Here is a 15,167-nt window from a genome sequence, read left to right as displayed (position 1 = left end):
ATGCGTGGCTCGAGTATTAATTGTTTTAACTGTCCTAGCACTCCACATCTATACGTTTATTGATGTGGCGCGCACTGATAAGTCACGTCTGCCAGGGCGTCTTCCTAAAGCCGCATGGCTAGTTGTGACGTTGATCGTTCCTATTCTCGGTCCACTCCTGTGGCTCTTTTTGAAAAACCAGCACGTGTTGCGCTCGGGAAGTACGCTGTCATCTGATTCGCTGAAGAAGCCGTTTGCCCAACGCGGTAAACAGCCTAGTGGCCCGGTGGCACCCGATGATGATCCGGACTTCCTTGCTCGCTTAGAGGCGCAAAATCGTCGTCGTGCATACGAGCAACAAAAACGCGCCGAGAATGGTATCGCCGAAGAAGCGCCAGAGGATCTAGGTGCTAATGATCTCGACGAACCAGAAGAAGACGGCGGACTCTACGGGCGCCGCGGTTAAATCTCGTCTGGCGTTTCTGGCTTTTTCGTTTGCGCGCTAGAGGTTCCTGGAACCATATCTTTAGCTTGAGCTAGAATCTGTGCTGCTGGCTCCCAGTAATCTAGGGAAATCAGTTGCCGTCCAACGAATGTCAACGAGGTAACTGAGGCAAGTGAACACTCGCGCTTGCGTGGGTCATGAGCCAGAGGTAGTCGCTCGATAAAGCGTCGCATCGTCCAGATAGGTAGTTGGTGGGAGACGATCACTGCCTCACCGCCACTAGCAACGCTCAGTGCATCCGAAATAGCTGCCGACATGCGCTTAACAATATCGGTGTATGGTTCACCCCACGATGGTTCTAGAGGGTTGGAATACCATGGCCAGAATCGTGGATGAGCTAACTGCCAGCGATTCGAATTAACATCAATGCCTTCGAATTTGTTGTCAGCTTCGATAACTCGCTCATCGGTGACGATTTCAAGGCCGAATGCTTGGGCAGTTGGCGTGCCGGTTTCGATTGCGCGCTCAAGCGGGGAGGTAATAACAGTTCGAATATCGTGGCCGCTAAACCCTTCAGCGACCTTTTCCGCCATCGTCTTTCCGAGCTCAGTGAGATGGTATCCCGGCCGGCGCCCGTAGAGAATTCCTTCTGGATTATCTACTTCGCCGTGCCGCACTAAATGAACTGTTGTAATCTCCATGACACCTAGCTTACCTGATGAATCCAGGTAACGAGCATCACTGATGGCATACGCGTTTTTCAGTTTCTTCCGCGTCAATCAATTTCGCGAAAATCTCGCCCAATGTCAGTAGTTCTTCGCGGGTGAGCTTATCGAGAAAATGCTGACGCAACGACTCGGTGTGCTGCTCAGTTGCAGACTCGATTTTCTCTTGACCTTCGTCAGTTAATCGGCAAAAAATACCGCGACGATCTGCCGGGCACTGGAAGCGTTCAACATATCCTGCTTTTTCCAGGCGCGCTACGGTGTGGGTAAGCCGCGAGCGCGAATGGACCAGGTCAGTGGCTAGAACAGACATGCGTGCTTGTTGCTCTTCAGCTTCTGCTAGCCGCATCAAGACTTCGAATTCGTGAAGGGCTAAGCCAAAATCTTCCACATCGTCATGGTTGACAGCGTCGCGGACAGTGGCTTGGCCGCGCATGAAATTGCGCCATGCCTGCTGTTCTTCTTCATCAAGCAATCGTGGTTGTGTCATTATGGTTGTCCTCACAAAGCCAATATTGAATATTTAACTATATTAAACGATTTTCTCCGAGAGTTCAACTAATAGTTAGTAAAATTTTTTGACAGTAATGCTATGTTAAAAAATAATCGAGAGCCCGCGGGCTCTCGATTATTTTCACTTCTTATTACGACGCTGATGGCGAGTCTTGCGAAGCAGTTTGCGGTGCTTCTTCTTCGACATGCGCTTGCGGCGCTTCTTAATTACGGAACCCACAGGTTACCTCCGGATTGAAACTGTTACGGCCAAGCCGCGATTACGAACAGAACAGATTCTACATGACGTAGAGTGTTGCAAACGAATCAAGATCCGGATGCTTCACGATAATCTAATGATCCGCCACCTGCCAAAAGTTGATCAACAGCTGACTTCGGAACACGATAAGAGTTACCTACTCGCACCGCAGGAAGATCTCCTGCATGCACCATACGATACACAGTCATCCGCGAAACCCGCGTCATATCAGCAACTTCAGCCACAGTAAAGAACTGCGGAGTTGATGATGGAAGATGAGCCATCTGCGTTTCCGTTCTCGTATGGGTGAGCCTGACGGCTCGCAATAGTTAACATATAAGCGCCTCCACAATCGCACACCTAGTGAAAAACGACACGTCGAAAAGCGCTTTATTCTTGACTAACCTTACCCGAAATTCGCGAACTCCACATCCCAAAATACGATTATCTCCATAATTACCCCTTGCACTAGCTCACGTGTTGATTCTGCAGGCTACGGCCTGGAAATAAGTGAAGCGTTTGACAAAATATTTTTCCCACAATGAGAAAACATTTTTGCCCACACTGTAGATAGGCTGATTAGGAGGTGTGATATCTGCGTAACGTTGGAGTAAACTTAGCCTTGTTGTCGTCGAGATTAAAGGAGCAACTCGTGGCGCAAAGACTACCTCGCCGGCTCTCTTTCCCTCGCCGTCGTAAACGCGAAATTCGCATGTCCCTCGGGCCAACTACTGACGTAGGTAATGATGCACCTTCCTTGCGCAGCTATATTAATGCGTTAGCGCGCCGCTCGCCAGCACGTCTTGCCATGCTTGTTTTCGGTGCTTTAATTTTTGCGATCACGCTCTTACTCATGCTTCCGTTTTCCTCGAAAGCACCCGGGAGTGCTTCCTTCCTCGACGCTCTCTTCACTGCTACCTCAGCAGTATGCGTCACGGGTCTAACGGTCGTTGATTCTGCCAGTCACTGGACGGTTTTCGGCCACATGGTCTTAGCCCTAGGAATCCAAATCGGTGGACTAGGGGTGATGGTAATCGCATCCATTTTAGCGTTGGCAGTATCACGCCACCTCGGGCTTACTCAGCGCATGCTGGCAGCTACTGAAACGCGAAGTCCACTTGGCGACGTCGGCGCACTTTTACGTGCTGTTTTAGCAACTTCAGTTATCGCCGAAAGCATTCTAACGATCGTTTTCTTAGTTACCTTTGTGCGTTCTGATTCGTCGTTCGTTACCGCCTTGGGCCACTCGTTCTTCATGGCCCTGTCAACCTTCAACAACGCTGGCTTCGTCATTCTCGACGACGGTTTGGGCCAATTCGTAGGAAATTGGGCGGTAAGCCTACCCATCATTTTCGGCACAATTATTGGCGCTGTCGGTTTCCCAGTGACGTTAAATATCGCTAAGAATCTTCGCAGCCCACATCTGTGGACCCTCCACACGAAGCTGACCGTCGTTACTTACTTTTCTCTCTTAGGATTTTCGATCCTCATGATGGGCTTGCTCGAATGGACAAATCCAGCAACCTTCGGACAATTAGATGGCAGTGACCGGGTACTAGCGACGATATTTCACGCAACCACACCACGTTCGAGTGGGCTCTCTACAGTCGATATCAGTCAGATGCAACAATCCACATGGTTCTTCCTCGATATGATGATGTTTATCGGCGGTGGCTCTGCATCAACTGGCGGTGGCATCAAGGTCACCACATTCGCTGTCTTAGTTCTCGCAATTCGTGCCGAAGCCCGTGGCGACCGTGACACCGAAGCGTTCGGTAAACGCATTCCACCAGACGTCATCCGTCTTGCAATTTCTGCAACCTTCCTTGGCACCCTGCTCGTAACTGGAGCAACTCTCCTATTGACTCACGTCACAAACTTCTCACTTTCCCACATTCTTTTTGAAGTCATCTCGGCATTCGCCACCTGTGGCCTATCTACTGGAATAACCCCTCATCTGCCCGATTCAGCACAACTAATACTCATCATGCTCATGTACTTTGGCCGTGTTGGAACAATGACGTTAGCAGCTGCTCTTGCATTGCGAAATCGTCGGCGAGTGATCCGCCTCCCCGAAGAACGTCCTGTGATCGGTTAATCTGAGAGTATTCATTATCAGATCTGGAGGAATAAGAATGGCTCGGATGGCAACTCAAAGTTCGGATGCCGTTTTGGTGATCGGGCTAGGACGGTTTGGTTCTGCGATCGCAGTAACCCTCGATAAACTTGGGCGCGATGTGCTCGCAGTTGAATCCGATCCCGATTTGGCACAGCGTTGGTCGCACCGATTCCGTGTGGTCGAAGCAGACGCACGTTCTTCAGAAGCACTACATCAGCTAGGCGCCCAAGATTTCCAAATCGCCGTCGTCGGTGTGGGTACCTCATTAGAAGCAAGCGTCTTGATTACTGCAAATCTAGTCGATATGGGAATGCGCGAAATTTGGGCAAAAGCCACCTCACGCGAGCATGGAACTATCTTGCGCAGAATCGGAGCCAACCATGTTGTCTACCCAGAATATGACGCCGGGCAGCGCGTAGCACACATGGTGTCAGGAAGAATGCTTGACTATATCGAGATGGAAGATCAGTTCACGATCGTCAAGATGCTACCGCCGAAAGATCTCGTTGGCTTCACGCTAGAAGAAAGTCGTATTCAAGAACGCTTCGGTGTGCGTGTTATTGGCGTAAAATCCCACGGGCAACCCTTTGAATACGCCACCCCACAAACTCTTGTTTCGGCCGGAGATACCCTCATCGTTTCTGGTGAACCAGCGCTCTTGGAAAGTTTCGCAAATCGCAATTAAGCTCGGCGATTATTTGGGCTGGCCCCTCTTCACGATCTCGATACCTTTACCGGCTATGGCTGACCGATTGAACTAAAGCGATCCTTATAGGCACGGCAGATGTGGGGTGAAAAGAAATCGTGTGGGAGCTGATTGTTAAGATAAGTGCATGGCAAAAACTAAAGCTCAATACGTATGCACCGAATGTGGCTGGACTACCTCAAAGTGGGTGGGACGCTGTGGTGAATGCCAGCAATGGGGTAGCGTGGTCGAAACGGGAAACGGCTCCGTTGCCCGCAGTCTGACTGCTCTAGCTCCGATAACCACCGCGCAACCGATAACCGATGTCAGCGCCCAAGCATCCGTGAAGTCTCCTACTGGTGTTGGCGAACTCGATCGCGTACTTGGTGGCGGTCTCGTACCAGGAGTGGTGGTTTTGCTAGCTGGTGAGCCAGGTATCGGTAAATCTACACTCTTACTTGAAGTTGCTGCTAAAGCCGCTCGCAAGGCCCGCACCCAGGGCAAACCTCCCGTTTTATATGTTACCGGTGAAGAATCTGCTTCCCAAGTACGTTCGCGTGCTGAGCGAATTGGAGCACTAGATCCACATCTGTTGCTAGCTGGAGAATCGGATCTGGCCCGGATTTTGGGCCATATTGAAAGCTCACGTCCCTCCTTACTCATCGTCGATTCGGTTCAAACTATTGCGCACTCCGATATTGAGGGATCTGCTGGTGGAGTTGCCCAAGTCAAGGCCGTCACCGCAGCTTTAGTTAACCGCGCCAAGAGTAGTGACCTTCCGATTATTGTTGTTGGGCATGTAACAAAGGATGGATCAATTGCCGGCCCGCGCGTGCTTGAGCATCTCGTTGATGTGGTATGCCAGTTCGAAGGCGATAAGCATTCCCGGTTGCGCATGGTGCGAGCAGTGAAAAATCGCTACGGGGCAACTGACGAAGTAGGGTGTTTTGAACTCATCGATACCGGTATCAGGGAACTTGAAGATCCTTCAGGATTGTTTTTAAGTGCTCGCAATCTTAGCGTGCCCGGAACCTGCGTGACGATAACCCTTGAAGGGCGGCGCCCTATGCCAGTTGAAGTTCAGGCGTTGCGAGTTCCTGCTGCTGGGCCACCGCGGCGTACAACATCAGGTGTTGATTCGTCACGGGTGGCAATGATGTTGGCAGTGTTGCAATCGCGTTTAGGTATTTCTTATGACCATTGCGATATTTTCGTCGCTACAGTGGGAGGCGCGAAAGCCAACGAACCGAGTGTGGATCTAGCCACGGTACTTGCTTTGGCATCTGCCGCAGCTGATTTGCCGCTAGCTCCCGGCGTAGTTGCGTTAGGCGAAGTCTCCCTAACCGGGGAGCTACGTCCGGTAGTTGGACTCCAACAGCGCGTCAATGAAGCCCAACGCTTAGGCTTTACCACTGCGCTCATACCCGAAGGCGGGGATGAGATCAAAGCCCCACGCGGATTCACAATTCGCCGAATATCCGATATTCGTAGCGCTGTCAATGCCGTTTTACCGCAAACCTAAACTGTTATCCCCACTTGTTGCCAACCTAGCACCACAACGAATCCAAACTCTCCTAGCGCGATCTAGCGTGAAAAGTTAGTTTGTTGGGCTTGGCGCGGCAATAATCTCAAACGGCAACCCCTTCGGCGTCATTTCTTCGCCCATGTAATAAACGCGTGCCACATAGCTTCCCGGAGCCGCTGGACTGCTCGCAGCACACATCTGTGCCGAATACATTCCATTCCAGGTGAACTTCTGAGTGGTTGCCACATCCTTATCGAGTAACAACCGCGCAGCAGATATGCCAGCTTCACACGTTTGCGAATCAAAGACCTTAACATCTCCAGTTTCGATAGTGACCTTAAAATCTTGGTCCGAGGTTTCCATCGAACACGGCACTTTGCTGCCAGTATTCTTCACTGCAACAGCAATGGTGATTGGTTGCCCACCAATATTTCCTTCGCGAGATAGCTCCGTCGTCAAGTCTCGAATTTGACACGGCACCGGATCAAAAGCGCGAGCAGGATCTGCTGGTGCCGCATGCTCTTCAATTTTCTTCAACGAAAACCAGATTAGCCACAGCAGTGATCCCACCACTAACACAGCCGCCACGAAAAGCGATATCCACCGCAATCTTCTCCGCCGGCGCAGTTTAGCTTCCCGAGCCAAATGTGCCCGAACAGCTGCCTGGCGTTGCTGAGCTTGCGAACGTGGTGGACGTGATCGGCGCTGTTGCGCAGAGGCTCGCCCGCGTGGTTCTTGACGCGGCGCGCGGGTAGCTTGTGGCCGCACTGCACGTGCCATATCACCGCCCTCGCGCTGAGGGCGCTGCCTAGCCGAGGAACTGGGCGCCGGCTGCGAACCGCGGCGCGCCCGACCAGTTACTGGAACTTGACCAGAGCCACGTCGCCTACCGTTCCCATCACCGCGGGCAGGTACTCGCCCCGAGGCTGGCGAACGCCCTTGGACGGAGGGCCGGGAATCAGAACCACGTTTTTTCATCACTCTATAACGGTATCGGGCACGAGCTCTCCTACGAAACGACCACGCCGACAGATGGTAACTTTCACGTTTGCAGTTTCACGCACGCCCCACCAGTATGCAAGTGAGAGATCGACGACGAAACCTCGTTGCGCACTGAGGAGCTATCCGAGCCTTCGATACAGTTATCGGCATGTCATTCCCTTCACCTGAGCATAACGAACCCACTGCCCACAAGTGGCTTTTCTTAGCTGTTTTAAGCCTAGGATTATTCTTAGTAGGCGTAGACAACTCAGTTCTCTACACTGCACTTCCTGCTCTACGCCCGGCCCTAGCTGCAACTGAGCTCGAAGGGCTTTGGATAATCAACGCCTACCCACTTGTTCTCGCCGGTCTACTTCTAGGAACCGGAACTCTTGGCGATAAGATCGGCCACCGCCGAATGTGGATGGTCGGTTTGATAACTTTCGCCTTGGCCTCCCTCGCCGCTGCTTTTTCACCAACTCCGTTGTGGCTAATTCTTGCTCGAGCGCTTCTAGGCTTCGCCGCCGCTACCCTCATGCCAGCAACCCTGGCGTTACTTCGAACCACATTCTCCGATCCGCGCGAGCTAGCAACAGCAATCGGAATCTGGGCTGCAACCGCCTCCGTAGGTGCAGCTGCCGGACCAGTCATCGGTGGTTTTCTTCTCGCGCATTTTTGGTGGGGATCAATCTTCTTAATCAACATTCCCGTCGTCATCATCGCTTTTCTAGCAACCCTCGCAATAGCACCGCCAAACATTGCATTCGCAGATAAACACTGGGATCTGTTATCGAGTATCTACGCCATGTTCGCCATGTTCGGCATGGTGATGTTCATTAAAGAAATCGCCGGCCAGCAACACCTCTGGCTCATTTTAGCTTCCCTCACCGTCGCCATAGTAGGAGCCTTAGCCTTTAAACTGCGCCAGGACAAACTCCCCACTCCACTCATAGAGTTCGCTATCTTCCACTCGCGCATGTTCGCTGGCGGGGCCTTCGCTGCCGGAATGAGTTTATTCATCATCGGCGGCGCAGAGCTCATGACCACCCAACGCTTCCAAATGTCAGCAGGCTACACTCCACTCCAAGCGGGCATGCTAGTAGCTCTAGCAGCCCTGGCAGCATTTTTCGCATCTGCAATCGGTGGCGCCATCGTCCACATCGTCGGTTTCCAAACTCTGATCGCCGGTGGATTCACCCTAGCTGGTATCGGCCTTAGTGCGATGTATATCGGTGTTTCACGTACCTGGCAATGGTCAACTCTTGCCGGACTATTCACTATGGGTGCGGGAGTCGGATTCGTCATGAGCGTTGCCTCAACAGCAATCATTGGTTCTGCACCCAAACGCCGCGCTGGAATGGCTGCGGCGATCGAAGAAGTCTCCTACGAAATCGGCACCGTCTTCGCTGTAGCAATTGTTGGCAGCCTACTGCCTTTCTTCTACCGCCGGCACGTCCCTGCAGATATCCAAGACTCAATCATCGCGGGCCTGGCCCACCCCACGTTAGCAGCTACGGCCCGCAGCGGCTACGATGCCGCCTATCTCAACATGCTGCTACTTATGCTAGTATTTACGCTGTTCGCCGTCGTCATTAGTGCCTACGCACTGCGCGGAAACCCCAAGCAAACACGCTATGGACTCGAATAACGCAATGGCGAGAGTCAAAATTATTCACTCATCTCAGTCCACCAAACTGGAGATCGAATCGTGACTGACCACCCTACTTCGCTGCTCTACCGCCAACTCACGAAGTGGTTCGCGCGATCGGCTCGCCCGCTACCGTGGCGAAACACTTCCGACCCGTGGGCTATTTTGCTCTGTGAGGTCATGAGCCAACAAACCCCGGTATCGCGAGTAGAGCCAACGTGGTATGCGTGGCTGGAGCGCTGGCCAACGCCACGCGATCTAGCACAGGCTTCTCCAGCAGAAGTGCTACTGGCGTGGGATCGTATGGGATACCCGCGCCGGGCGTTGCGACTGCGCGAATGCGCGCTAGAAATTACCCACCGCTTCGATGGAAAAATCCCTCGCGAGCGCGACGAACTGCTGAGTTTGCCTGGAATCGGCCCTTATACGGCAGACGCCATATTGGCGTTTGCGTTTGAGGAATACTCTGTTGTTCTCGATACGAACATCCGACGAGTGTTGGCGCGCTGGAACGGCCAGGCACTAGCGCCACCGCACCAAACATCGGCAGAGCGCCAGCTTGCCCAGTCCTATGTCCCACCCCAGGCAGAGCGAGCTTGGCGATGGAATGCAGCAATTATGGAATTTGGTGCGTTGGTGTGCACAGCACGCAATCCTCGATGCCCAGAGTGCCCCGTCGCAGCGACGTGTGGCTGGAAAAATGCGGGGTATCCCGGCGATGAATATGCCAATACTCGGACAACTCAAAAATGGGCAGGCACAAACAGACAAGCGCGTGGGAAGATCATGGACGTGCTGCGCTCTCACCCCGATCAATCCTTCACTGAGGAAATACTGCGAGATCTTTCTGCGTTATCGGAGCCACGTTTTTCGCCAGCGTTACGCGGTTTGCTCACCGACGGCCTTATCGCCCAAACTCCAGCTAACAGCTACTGCCTACCGCCGGTTTAGCCATCTAGCCCAGGTCGTGCAGGCGAGCTGCGGCGTCTTCGTCGATAATTAAATCGGTGACGACGCCGGCGTGCAGGGCTGCGCGGGTGGCCAGGACTTTATCCGCGCCTGATACCACACACAGCCGCCGCTTGATTTGTTTGAGTTCATCTGGGTTTGGTCCCGAGGCACGTTCGTTTATTGCCAAGTCCCGCCAGCTGCCGTCAGCGCGCATGAGCACTGTGCAAACATCTCCCACCACGCCGTCGTCTTTAATAGACGCTAAATCTTCGGGGCTGAGGTAGCCTCCGGAATAGACGAGTGAGGCTTGCCGGCCAGTCATCGATCCGACGCCGAAGACGGCGATATCTGCCGTTGCTTGGAGTTTGCGTACTGAGGCGATGGAGCGCTCGCGCCACAAAGCTTCTTTTGTTGAGGCGTAGTCGAAGAAGGCAGGTACCGAAAAGTGTTGGACCATGCTTCCGTGGGCTCGGCCAAATGCTTCCATGATGGCACCGGCATACGGGATTCCGGTTGTCGATGGGTTTGCGGCACCGTTGAGTTGGACGACCACCGATCCGGCCGCTGGCCGGGGAACAAGATGGTCGGCTATGGCCGAGACTGTATTTCCCCAAGCCACACCAATAACCGTGTGTGGCTCCATGAGACCTGAGATCAACACTCCTGCCATTTGAGCCACTGCCGTCAAGCGGCGCGCTTCATTGGCCTGGAATGGAATGGGCACGACGTGAGTGCGCACACCGTAGCGTTGTGAGAGCCATCTGGCGTTTTTCGACGAGGTTTCTTGCGGTGCGTGGAGCGTTATCTGGACTAGTCCTTCTTCTCGAGCAACCTTAATAAGGCGGGAAACAGTGGAGCGCGAAACGTTTAATCGGCGAGCGATTGTTTCCATGGTTTCGCCTTGGACGTAGTGCATTGTTGCTGCTTCATAGGCAGCGGTGACGCGTTCGGACATGTATAAAGCCTTCTATTTTCCTACTAATGGAATGTCTCCCACTCTACATGAACAATCGTGCACAGTTGTGCATATTCGCTATATTCGGCTTTCATAATACGCTCCAGGCGTGACAAATCACTACAGTAGATAACAGATTGCAACGGTGCACTCAGATGAAAAGTGAGGATTGATGCCATGAAAACATTATCTACCGACGTCGTCGTCGTTGGAGGTGGCGCTACCGGTGCTGGCATTCTACGCGATCTAGCTATGCGTGGATTCCATGCAATATTGCTCGAACGCGCCGATATCGCCCAAGGAACTTCGGGCCGCTTTCACGGCCTTCTCCATTCGGGTGGACGCTACGTCGTTTCTGACCCCCACTCGGCAACCGAGTGCGCCGAAGAAAACGTCATCATGCGCCGAGTTCACGCAGACGCCGTTGAAGAAACCGGTGGCCTCTTCGTCGTCACGCCGGAAGACTCTCTCGACTTTTCCGATAAATTTCTTCAAGGCGCAAAAGATACCCATGTGCCGTGCGAAGAAATCTCAATCGCCCAAGCATTGAAAATGGAACCACGCCTCAACCCCGGCATAAAACGCGCATTCGCCGTCGAAGATGGAGCCGTTGACGGTTGGCGGATGTGCTGGGGATTGATCGAATCAGCTCGAGCACTTGGCTCCCTAGCATTGACCTACCATAAAGTCACGCGCATCGTCAGTGACAACGGTGCGGTCTCAGCAGTGATATGCCACAACGAACGCACCGGAGAAGACCTCCACATCGATTGCCGCGCAGTTATCAATGCCGCTGGCCCATGGGCCGGGCAAGTAGCGTCAATGGCTGGCGCCCACGGAGTCGACGTCGTTCCCGGCCGCGGAATCATGGTGGCCATGAACCATCGCCTATCCCACCGCGTAATCAACCGGTGTATTCATCCAGCCGACGGCGATATTATCGTCCCAGCCCACACCGTCTCCATTATCGGTACCACCGATAAGGCGGTTGAGAATCCTGACTTCCTGGAAATCGAACACGATGAAGTCCTCCAAATGCTCGACGCTGGCGAAGTCCTCATCCCAGGATTTAAGAAATCTCGTGCCATTCACGTCTGGGCTGGAGCGCGCCCACTGGTTAAAGATTCGCGCGTATCGGCTTCAGATACGCGCCACATGTCACGCGGTATGGCAATTATTGATCACGCAGAACGTGACGGCATTGCCGGAATGTTTACTATCGCTGGCGGTAAACTCACCACCTACCGGTTGATGGCAAAAAATGTGGTTGATGCGCTCATGGAGCATTGGGGCGAAGATCGCCCATGTATCACCGATACCGAAGCTGTCCCCTCAGCACAAGGCAAGCCCACTCATCGCAACTCTGACCGGCTCGCAAAGGTAGAAAAGACTCGCGATCACGATTCAGTGATTTGCGAATGTGAGCTCGTCACCCGTTCCATGATCGAAGATCAACTGCGCGCCCAGCCAGAAGCTAATCTTGATGATGTTCGCCGCCAAACACGTCTTGGTATGGGACCCTGCCAAGGAACCTTCTGCGCGTTGCGCGCCGCAGGTATTATGCACGAGGTCTACCGGCGTAATTTAGACGATGGCAACGCTGCAGACACCCACAAGATTGACCAGGCAGCTGACCGCAGTTCAACAATGCTGCGTCTGTTTACTACCAACAGATTCGATGGTGTGTTCGCGTTGCTCTATGGCGAACAGATGCGCGAAGCTGCCCTCAACCAGTGGATTCTCCAAGGAACGTTGGATATTGACCACCTGCCCGCTCCCAGTGCGCGCGCCAAGCAAGATACTGGCGATTTAGCGCTCCTGCATGGTCGGCCACATCCGCCAAAAACATCCGTCGTTAGTCCACAGCCAGCTGCCGTGGCATCTTCGGCCAATCTAGAAGGTGAGAACTGATGAAAGTCATTGTTATCGGCTCCGGACTCGCCGGTCTTTCAACAGCCCTGATGCTAACTGAGGCCGGTCATCGGGTAGATATTATTTCCAAAGGTCTAGGTGGACTTTTACTTTCGACGGGAAGTCTTGACGTTTACGGTTGGACCCCTGCCGGTGAACCGGTGATGAAACCCTTTGAGCGCATCGCGACTTTGGACGATCCTACCCACCCCTACGCCGCAATCGGAGTAGAGGGTGTTCGGCGTGGAATTGGTTGGCTCACTCAGCGACTAGCGCTTATCTCCGCGCCTCAAGATCAAGAAACAAATTCACTGATTCCGACGGCGGTAGGTGCAGTACGCCCAGTCTTTGCCCGGCATTCAACACTGTTGCCGTTAGAAGACGGGCAAAAACTCGTAGTTGTGGCTATCAAGCAGTTTAAGGATTTCCCGGCGCAACTGATCGCCGATAATCTCTCACGTTCTCCATTGGTTGATGTTTCAGCGCGTGCTATCTCAATTGATCTCGATCTTCGATCTCATGAAGCTGATTCTGCGGCAACCAATATCGCACGCTTCTTAGATACTGATACTGGACGAGCAGCGATTCTCACGGCGTTACGCGGACGCATCCAACCCGATGAGATTGTGGTTTTGCCGGCTGTTCTTGGTTTAGATCCGCAAACCTATCATTATCTATCTCAAGAGTTAGGTGTGCGTATCAGTGAAGTTCCTGTTACTCCGCCTTCGGTTCCCGGACGCCGGTTAAACGATGCCTTAGTTCAAGCAGCCAAAGCGTCTCGAATAGATATTTCGACTAATGCGCAAGTTATTGGGTTTGATCACAGCGATGGCGTGGTTAGTGCAGTCCATATTCAACGTGCTGGACGAGTGACGGTATCGCATGTTGATGCCGTGATTCATGCCGGTGGCGGTTTTGAATCTGGATCACTGACCCGAGATCCAGATGGCACAATCACTGAGCGGACGTTCCAGCTTCCAGTGCGTGAAGCCGAAGATATTTTCTCTTCTGGAATTGCCGTAGATAACAAGATGCATCCAGTAGATGGGGATGGAAACGTAGTGTATCGCAATATTTATCTTGCCGGATCGATTCTGGGCGGATCACATGCGCCTGTTGAAAAATCCGGTGAAGGTATTGCGTTGGGATCTGCCTGGGTTGCTGCGCAGTCAGCAATGAGTGAAGGAGAAAACCGATGAGCCTCGATTATGCAAAGGCTTCTATGGCCCGTATGTCACTTGATTCGTGTGTGAAATGTACAATCTGTGAAACGCAGTGTCCGGTTTCTCGCGTTACTGATTTGTTTACTGGACCAAAATTTGTTGGTCCGCAAGCAGAACGGTTCCGGGCTGGCGAATCGGTGGATATGTCTCTCGATTATTGTTCTGGTTGTGGTATTTGCACAACCGCGTGCCCACAAGGGGTAAAGATTGCTGAAATTAATGCTCAAGCACGTGCGGTGATGAAAGAAGGGCATATGCCCCTTCGCGACCGTATCATTCCAGAGACGATCCTTGAAGGAATGCTGATGACGCCGGTTGCTCCGGTAGCGAATGCTGCTTTAGCTAATAAACCGATTCGCACAGTTGTTGAAAAGGTTATTGGCGTGCACCGGGATGCACCGGTGCCTAAGGCGCGGATGCAGACTTTCCGTGGCTGGTATAAGAAGCACAAGCGTGCCCGGGATGCACAGTTGGGCCCGAACTATGTTGCTCCGCGCGGTCCAGTTGTCTTCTTCCACGGCTGTGCTGGTGGGTATTTCGAGGTCGAAACTTCCAAGGCAACTGTAGAAGTTCTCGAACATCTCGGTTTTGAGGTATTGGTTCCCAAACAAGGATGTTGCGGCTTAGCACATCAGTCAAACGGATTGTTTGGTCGCGCTGAGTCCCAGGTGAAGAAGTTGGCTCGCCAGTTAGCTGAAGCTGGGAAGGATTTGCCGGTTATTGGGTCTTCTGGTTCGTGTGCTGGCATGTTGCGCCATGAGGCGCATGAAATTTTGGGGATCGATGATCCTGTTGTTACCGATGTTGGTAGCCGGGTTGTTGAGCTTTCTGAGTTCCTCTTAGAGTTAATCGACGACGGCGAGTTCCCTGTTGACCAGTTACACTCCTGGGATATTACGATTCCTTACCACCAGCCGTGCCAAGTTAAGTCTCAAGGTATTGGTATGCCAGCGATTCGGATGATGGAGACGATTCCAGGTGTTCGGGTTGTCGAATCTGGCCAGCCGTGTTGCGGAATTGCTGGAACGTATGGGCTAAAGAAGGAAAAGTATGAGATTTCCCAGCGAGTTGGCAAGCCATTGTTTGACATGGTGAAGGAAACAAATCCGAAGCTGGCTGCGTGTGAGACTGACACCTGCCGGTGGCAGATCGCTAAGGGAACTGGCGCGAAAGTTGTCCACCCGGTTCAAGTTATTCATCATGGGCTTGGCTTGGGCAATATTTTCGCTCGCTAAGGTTTGTGCCGAGTAGGCATAAGTTCACAGTTGA

At 52.8% G+C, this 15,167-nt stretch carries 15 protein-coding genes; 9 read left to right on the top strand and 6 right to left on the bottom strand.

Annotation, left to right across the window (positions count from 1 at the left end):
* Nucleotides 1-4: 4 nt before the first annotated feature.
* Nucleotides 5-445 carry a PLD nuclease N-terminal domain-containing protein gene (locus tag NG665_RS01200; RefSeq protein ID WP_252673507.1) on the top strand — a complete coding sequence of 147 codons (441 nt, stop codon included), beginning with the start codon at nucleotides 5-7 and terminating at the stop codon, nucleotides 443-445.
* On the opposite strand, the gene NG665_RS01195 is transcribed toward NG665_RS01200, so the two are convergent.
* From NG665_RS01195 to NG665_RS01180, 4 genes are all read right to left on the bottom strand, one after another.
* A complete protein-coding gene (locus tag NG665_RS01195; RefSeq protein WP_252673506.1) occupies nucleotides 442-1,125 on the bottom strand; it encodes a histidine phosphatase family protein in 684 nt (227 codons plus the stop codon). The two genes, NG665_RS01200 and NG665_RS01195, sit on opposite strands and share 4 nt — an antisense overlap.
* A 37-nt stretch (nucleotides 1,126-1,162) precedes the next feature.
* Nucleotides 1,163-1,639: a MarR family winged helix-turn-helix transcriptional regulator gene (locus tag NG665_RS01190; protein ID WP_252673505.1), complete on the bottom strand. Its 477-nt coding sequence runs from the start codon at nucleotides 1,637-1,639 to the stop codon at nucleotides 1,163-1,165.
* Nucleotides 1,640-1,783: 144 nt separating this feature from the next.
* Nucleotides 1,784-1,882, bottom strand: coding sequence for a 30S ribosomal protein bS22 (locus NG665_RS01185; RefSeq protein ID WP_005504750.1), 99 nt, complete (start codon nucleotides 1,880-1,882; stop codon nucleotides 1,784-1,786).
* A gap of 86 nt (nucleotides 1,883-1,968) precedes the next feature.
* The gene (locus tag NG665_RS01180; protein ID WP_252673504.1) at nucleotides 1,969-2,184 is read right to left on the bottom strand and encodes a helix-turn-helix domain-containing protein; all 216 of its coding nucleotides are present in this window, start codon (nucleotides 2,182-2,184) and stop codon (nucleotides 1,969-1,971) included.
* Nucleotides 2,185-2,552: 368 nt separating this feature from the next.
* On the opposite strand from NG665_RS01180, the gene NG665_RS01175 reads away from it, so the two are divergent.
* From NG665_RS01175 to radA, 3 genes are all read left to right on the top strand, one after another.
* Nucleotides 2,553-3,998, top strand: coding sequence for a TrkH family potassium uptake protein (locus tag NG665_RS01175; protein WP_252673503.1), 1,446 nt, complete (start codon nucleotides 2,553-2,555; stop codon nucleotides 3,996-3,998).
* Between the two features lie 37 nt (nucleotides 3,999-4,035).
* Complete coding sequence (locus NG665_RS01170) at nucleotides 4,036-4,704, top strand: potassium channel family protein (protein WP_252673502.1); 669 nt, start codon at nucleotides 4,036-4,038, stop codon at nucleotides 4,702-4,704.
* 148 nt (nucleotides 4,705-4,852) lie between these two features.
* Nucleotides 4,853-6,226, top strand: coding sequence for a DNA repair protein RadA (radA, locus tag NG665_RS01165; RefSeq protein ID WP_252673501.1), 1,374 nt, complete (start codon nucleotides 4,853-4,855; stop codon nucleotides 6,224-6,226).
* A gap of 75 nt (nucleotides 6,227-6,301) precedes the next feature.
* Here the strand turns inward: radA and NG665_RS01160 are convergent, their stop codons facing one another.
* The gene (locus NG665_RS01160; protein ID WP_252673500.1) at nucleotides 6,302-7,210 is read right to left on the bottom strand and encodes a hypothetical protein; all 909 of its coding nucleotides are present in this window, start codon (nucleotides 7,208-7,210) and stop codon (nucleotides 6,302-6,304) included.
* Between the two features lie 169 nt (nucleotides 7,211-7,379).
* Here NG665_RS01160 and NG665_RS01155 point away from each other — a divergent pair, with 169 nt between their 5' ends.
* Entirely contained in the window at nucleotides 7,380-8,858 is a 1,479-nt protein-coding gene (locus tag NG665_RS01155) for an MFS transporter (protein ID WP_252673499.1), read from the top strand.
* A 60-nt stretch (nucleotides 8,859-8,918) separates the two neighbouring features.
* The gene (locus NG665_RS01150) at nucleotides 8,919-9,809 is read left to right on the top strand and encodes an HhH-GPD family protein (protein ID WP_252673498.1); all 891 of its coding nucleotides are present in this window, start codon (nucleotides 8,919-8,921) and stop codon (nucleotides 9,807-9,809) included.
* 4 nt (nucleotides 9,810-9,813) lie between these two features.
* Here NG665_RS01150 and NG665_RS01145 read toward each other — a convergent pair whose 3' ends face one another.
* On the bottom strand, nucleotides 9,814-10,764 hold the full coding sequence (locus NG665_RS01145; RefSeq protein WP_252673497.1) for a sugar-binding transcriptional regulator: 951 nt from the start codon (nucleotides 10,762-10,764) through the stop codon (nucleotides 9,814-9,816).
* A 177-nt stretch (nucleotides 10,765-10,941) separates the two neighbouring features.
* On the opposite strand from NG665_RS01145, the gene glpA reads away from it, so the two are divergent.
* The 3 genes from glpA to NG665_RS01130 are packed head-to-tail and all read left to right on the top strand — an operon-like array spanning nucleotide 10,942 to nucleotide 15,133.
* On the top strand, nucleotides 10,942-12,675 hold the full coding sequence (gene glpA, locus NG665_RS01140) for an anaerobic glycerol-3-phosphate dehydrogenase subunit GlpA (protein ID WP_252673496.1): 1,734 nt from the start codon (nucleotides 10,942-10,944) through the stop codon (nucleotides 12,673-12,675).
* Nucleotides 12,675-13,874: a glycerol-3-phosphate dehydrogenase subunit GlpB gene (gene glpB / locus NG665_RS01135; RefSeq protein ID WP_252673495.1), complete on the top strand. Its 1,200-nt coding sequence runs from the start codon at nucleotides 12,675-12,677 to the stop codon at nucleotides 13,872-13,874. Before glpA ends, glpB begins: the two co-directional genes overlap by 1 nt.
* A complete protein-coding gene (locus tag NG665_RS01130) occupies nucleotides 13,871-15,133 on the top strand; it encodes an anaerobic glycerol-3-phosphate dehydrogenase subunit C (RefSeq protein WP_252673494.1) in 1,263 nt (420 codons plus the stop codon). Before glpB ends, NG665_RS01130 begins: the two co-directional genes overlap by 4 nt.
* Nucleotides 15,134-15,167: the final 34 nt, after the last annotated feature.

Source organism: Arcanobacterium pinnipediorum, from assembly GCF_023973165.1.
Taxonomy (GTDB): domain Bacteria; phylum Actinomycetota; class Actinomycetes; order Actinomycetales; family Actinomycetaceae; genus Arcanobacterium; species Arcanobacterium pinnipediorum.
The sequence above is the reverse complement of the archived record's forward strand: the minus strand, read 5'-3'. Positions and strand labels throughout refer to the sequence as shown.

Coding starts and splice junctions, on each gene's coding strand:
- NG665_RS01195 (WP_252673506.1), bottom strand. CDS start 1,125: ATGGAGATTACAACAGTTCATTTAGTGCGGCACGGCGAAGTAGATAAT.
- NG665_RS01190 (WP_252673505.1), bottom strand. CDS start 1,639: ATGACACAACCACGATTGCTTGATGAAGAAGAACAGCAGGCATGGCGC.
- NG665_RS01180 (WP_252673504.1), bottom strand. CDS start 2,184: ATGGCTCATCTTCCATCATCAACTCCGCAGTTCTTTACTGTGGCTGAA.
- NG665_RS01170 (WP_252673502.1), top strand. CDS start 4,036: ATGGCTCGGATGGCAACTCAAAGTTCGGATGCCGTTTTGGTGATCGGG.
- radA (WP_252673501.1), top strand. CDS start 4,853: ATGGCAAAAACTAAAGCTCAATACGTATGCACCGAATGTGGCTGGACT.
- NG665_RS01155 (WP_252673499.1), top strand. CDS start 7,380: ATGTCATTCCCTTCACCTGAGCATAACGAACCCACTGCCCACAAGTGG.
- NG665_RS01145 (WP_252673497.1), bottom strand. CDS start 10,764: ATGTCCGAACGCGTCACCGCTGCCTATGAAGCAGCAACAATGCACTAC.
- glpA (WP_252673496.1), top strand. CDS start 10,942: ATGAAAACATTATCTACCGACGTCGTCGTCGTTGGAGGTGGCGCTACC.
- glpB (WP_252673495.1), top strand. CDS start 12,675: ATGAAAGTCATTGTTATCGGCTCCGGACTCGCCGGTCTTTCAACAGCC.
- NG665_RS01130 (WP_252673494.1), top strand. CDS start 13,871: ATGAGCCTCGATTATGCAAAGGCTTCTATGGCCCGTATGTCACTTGAT.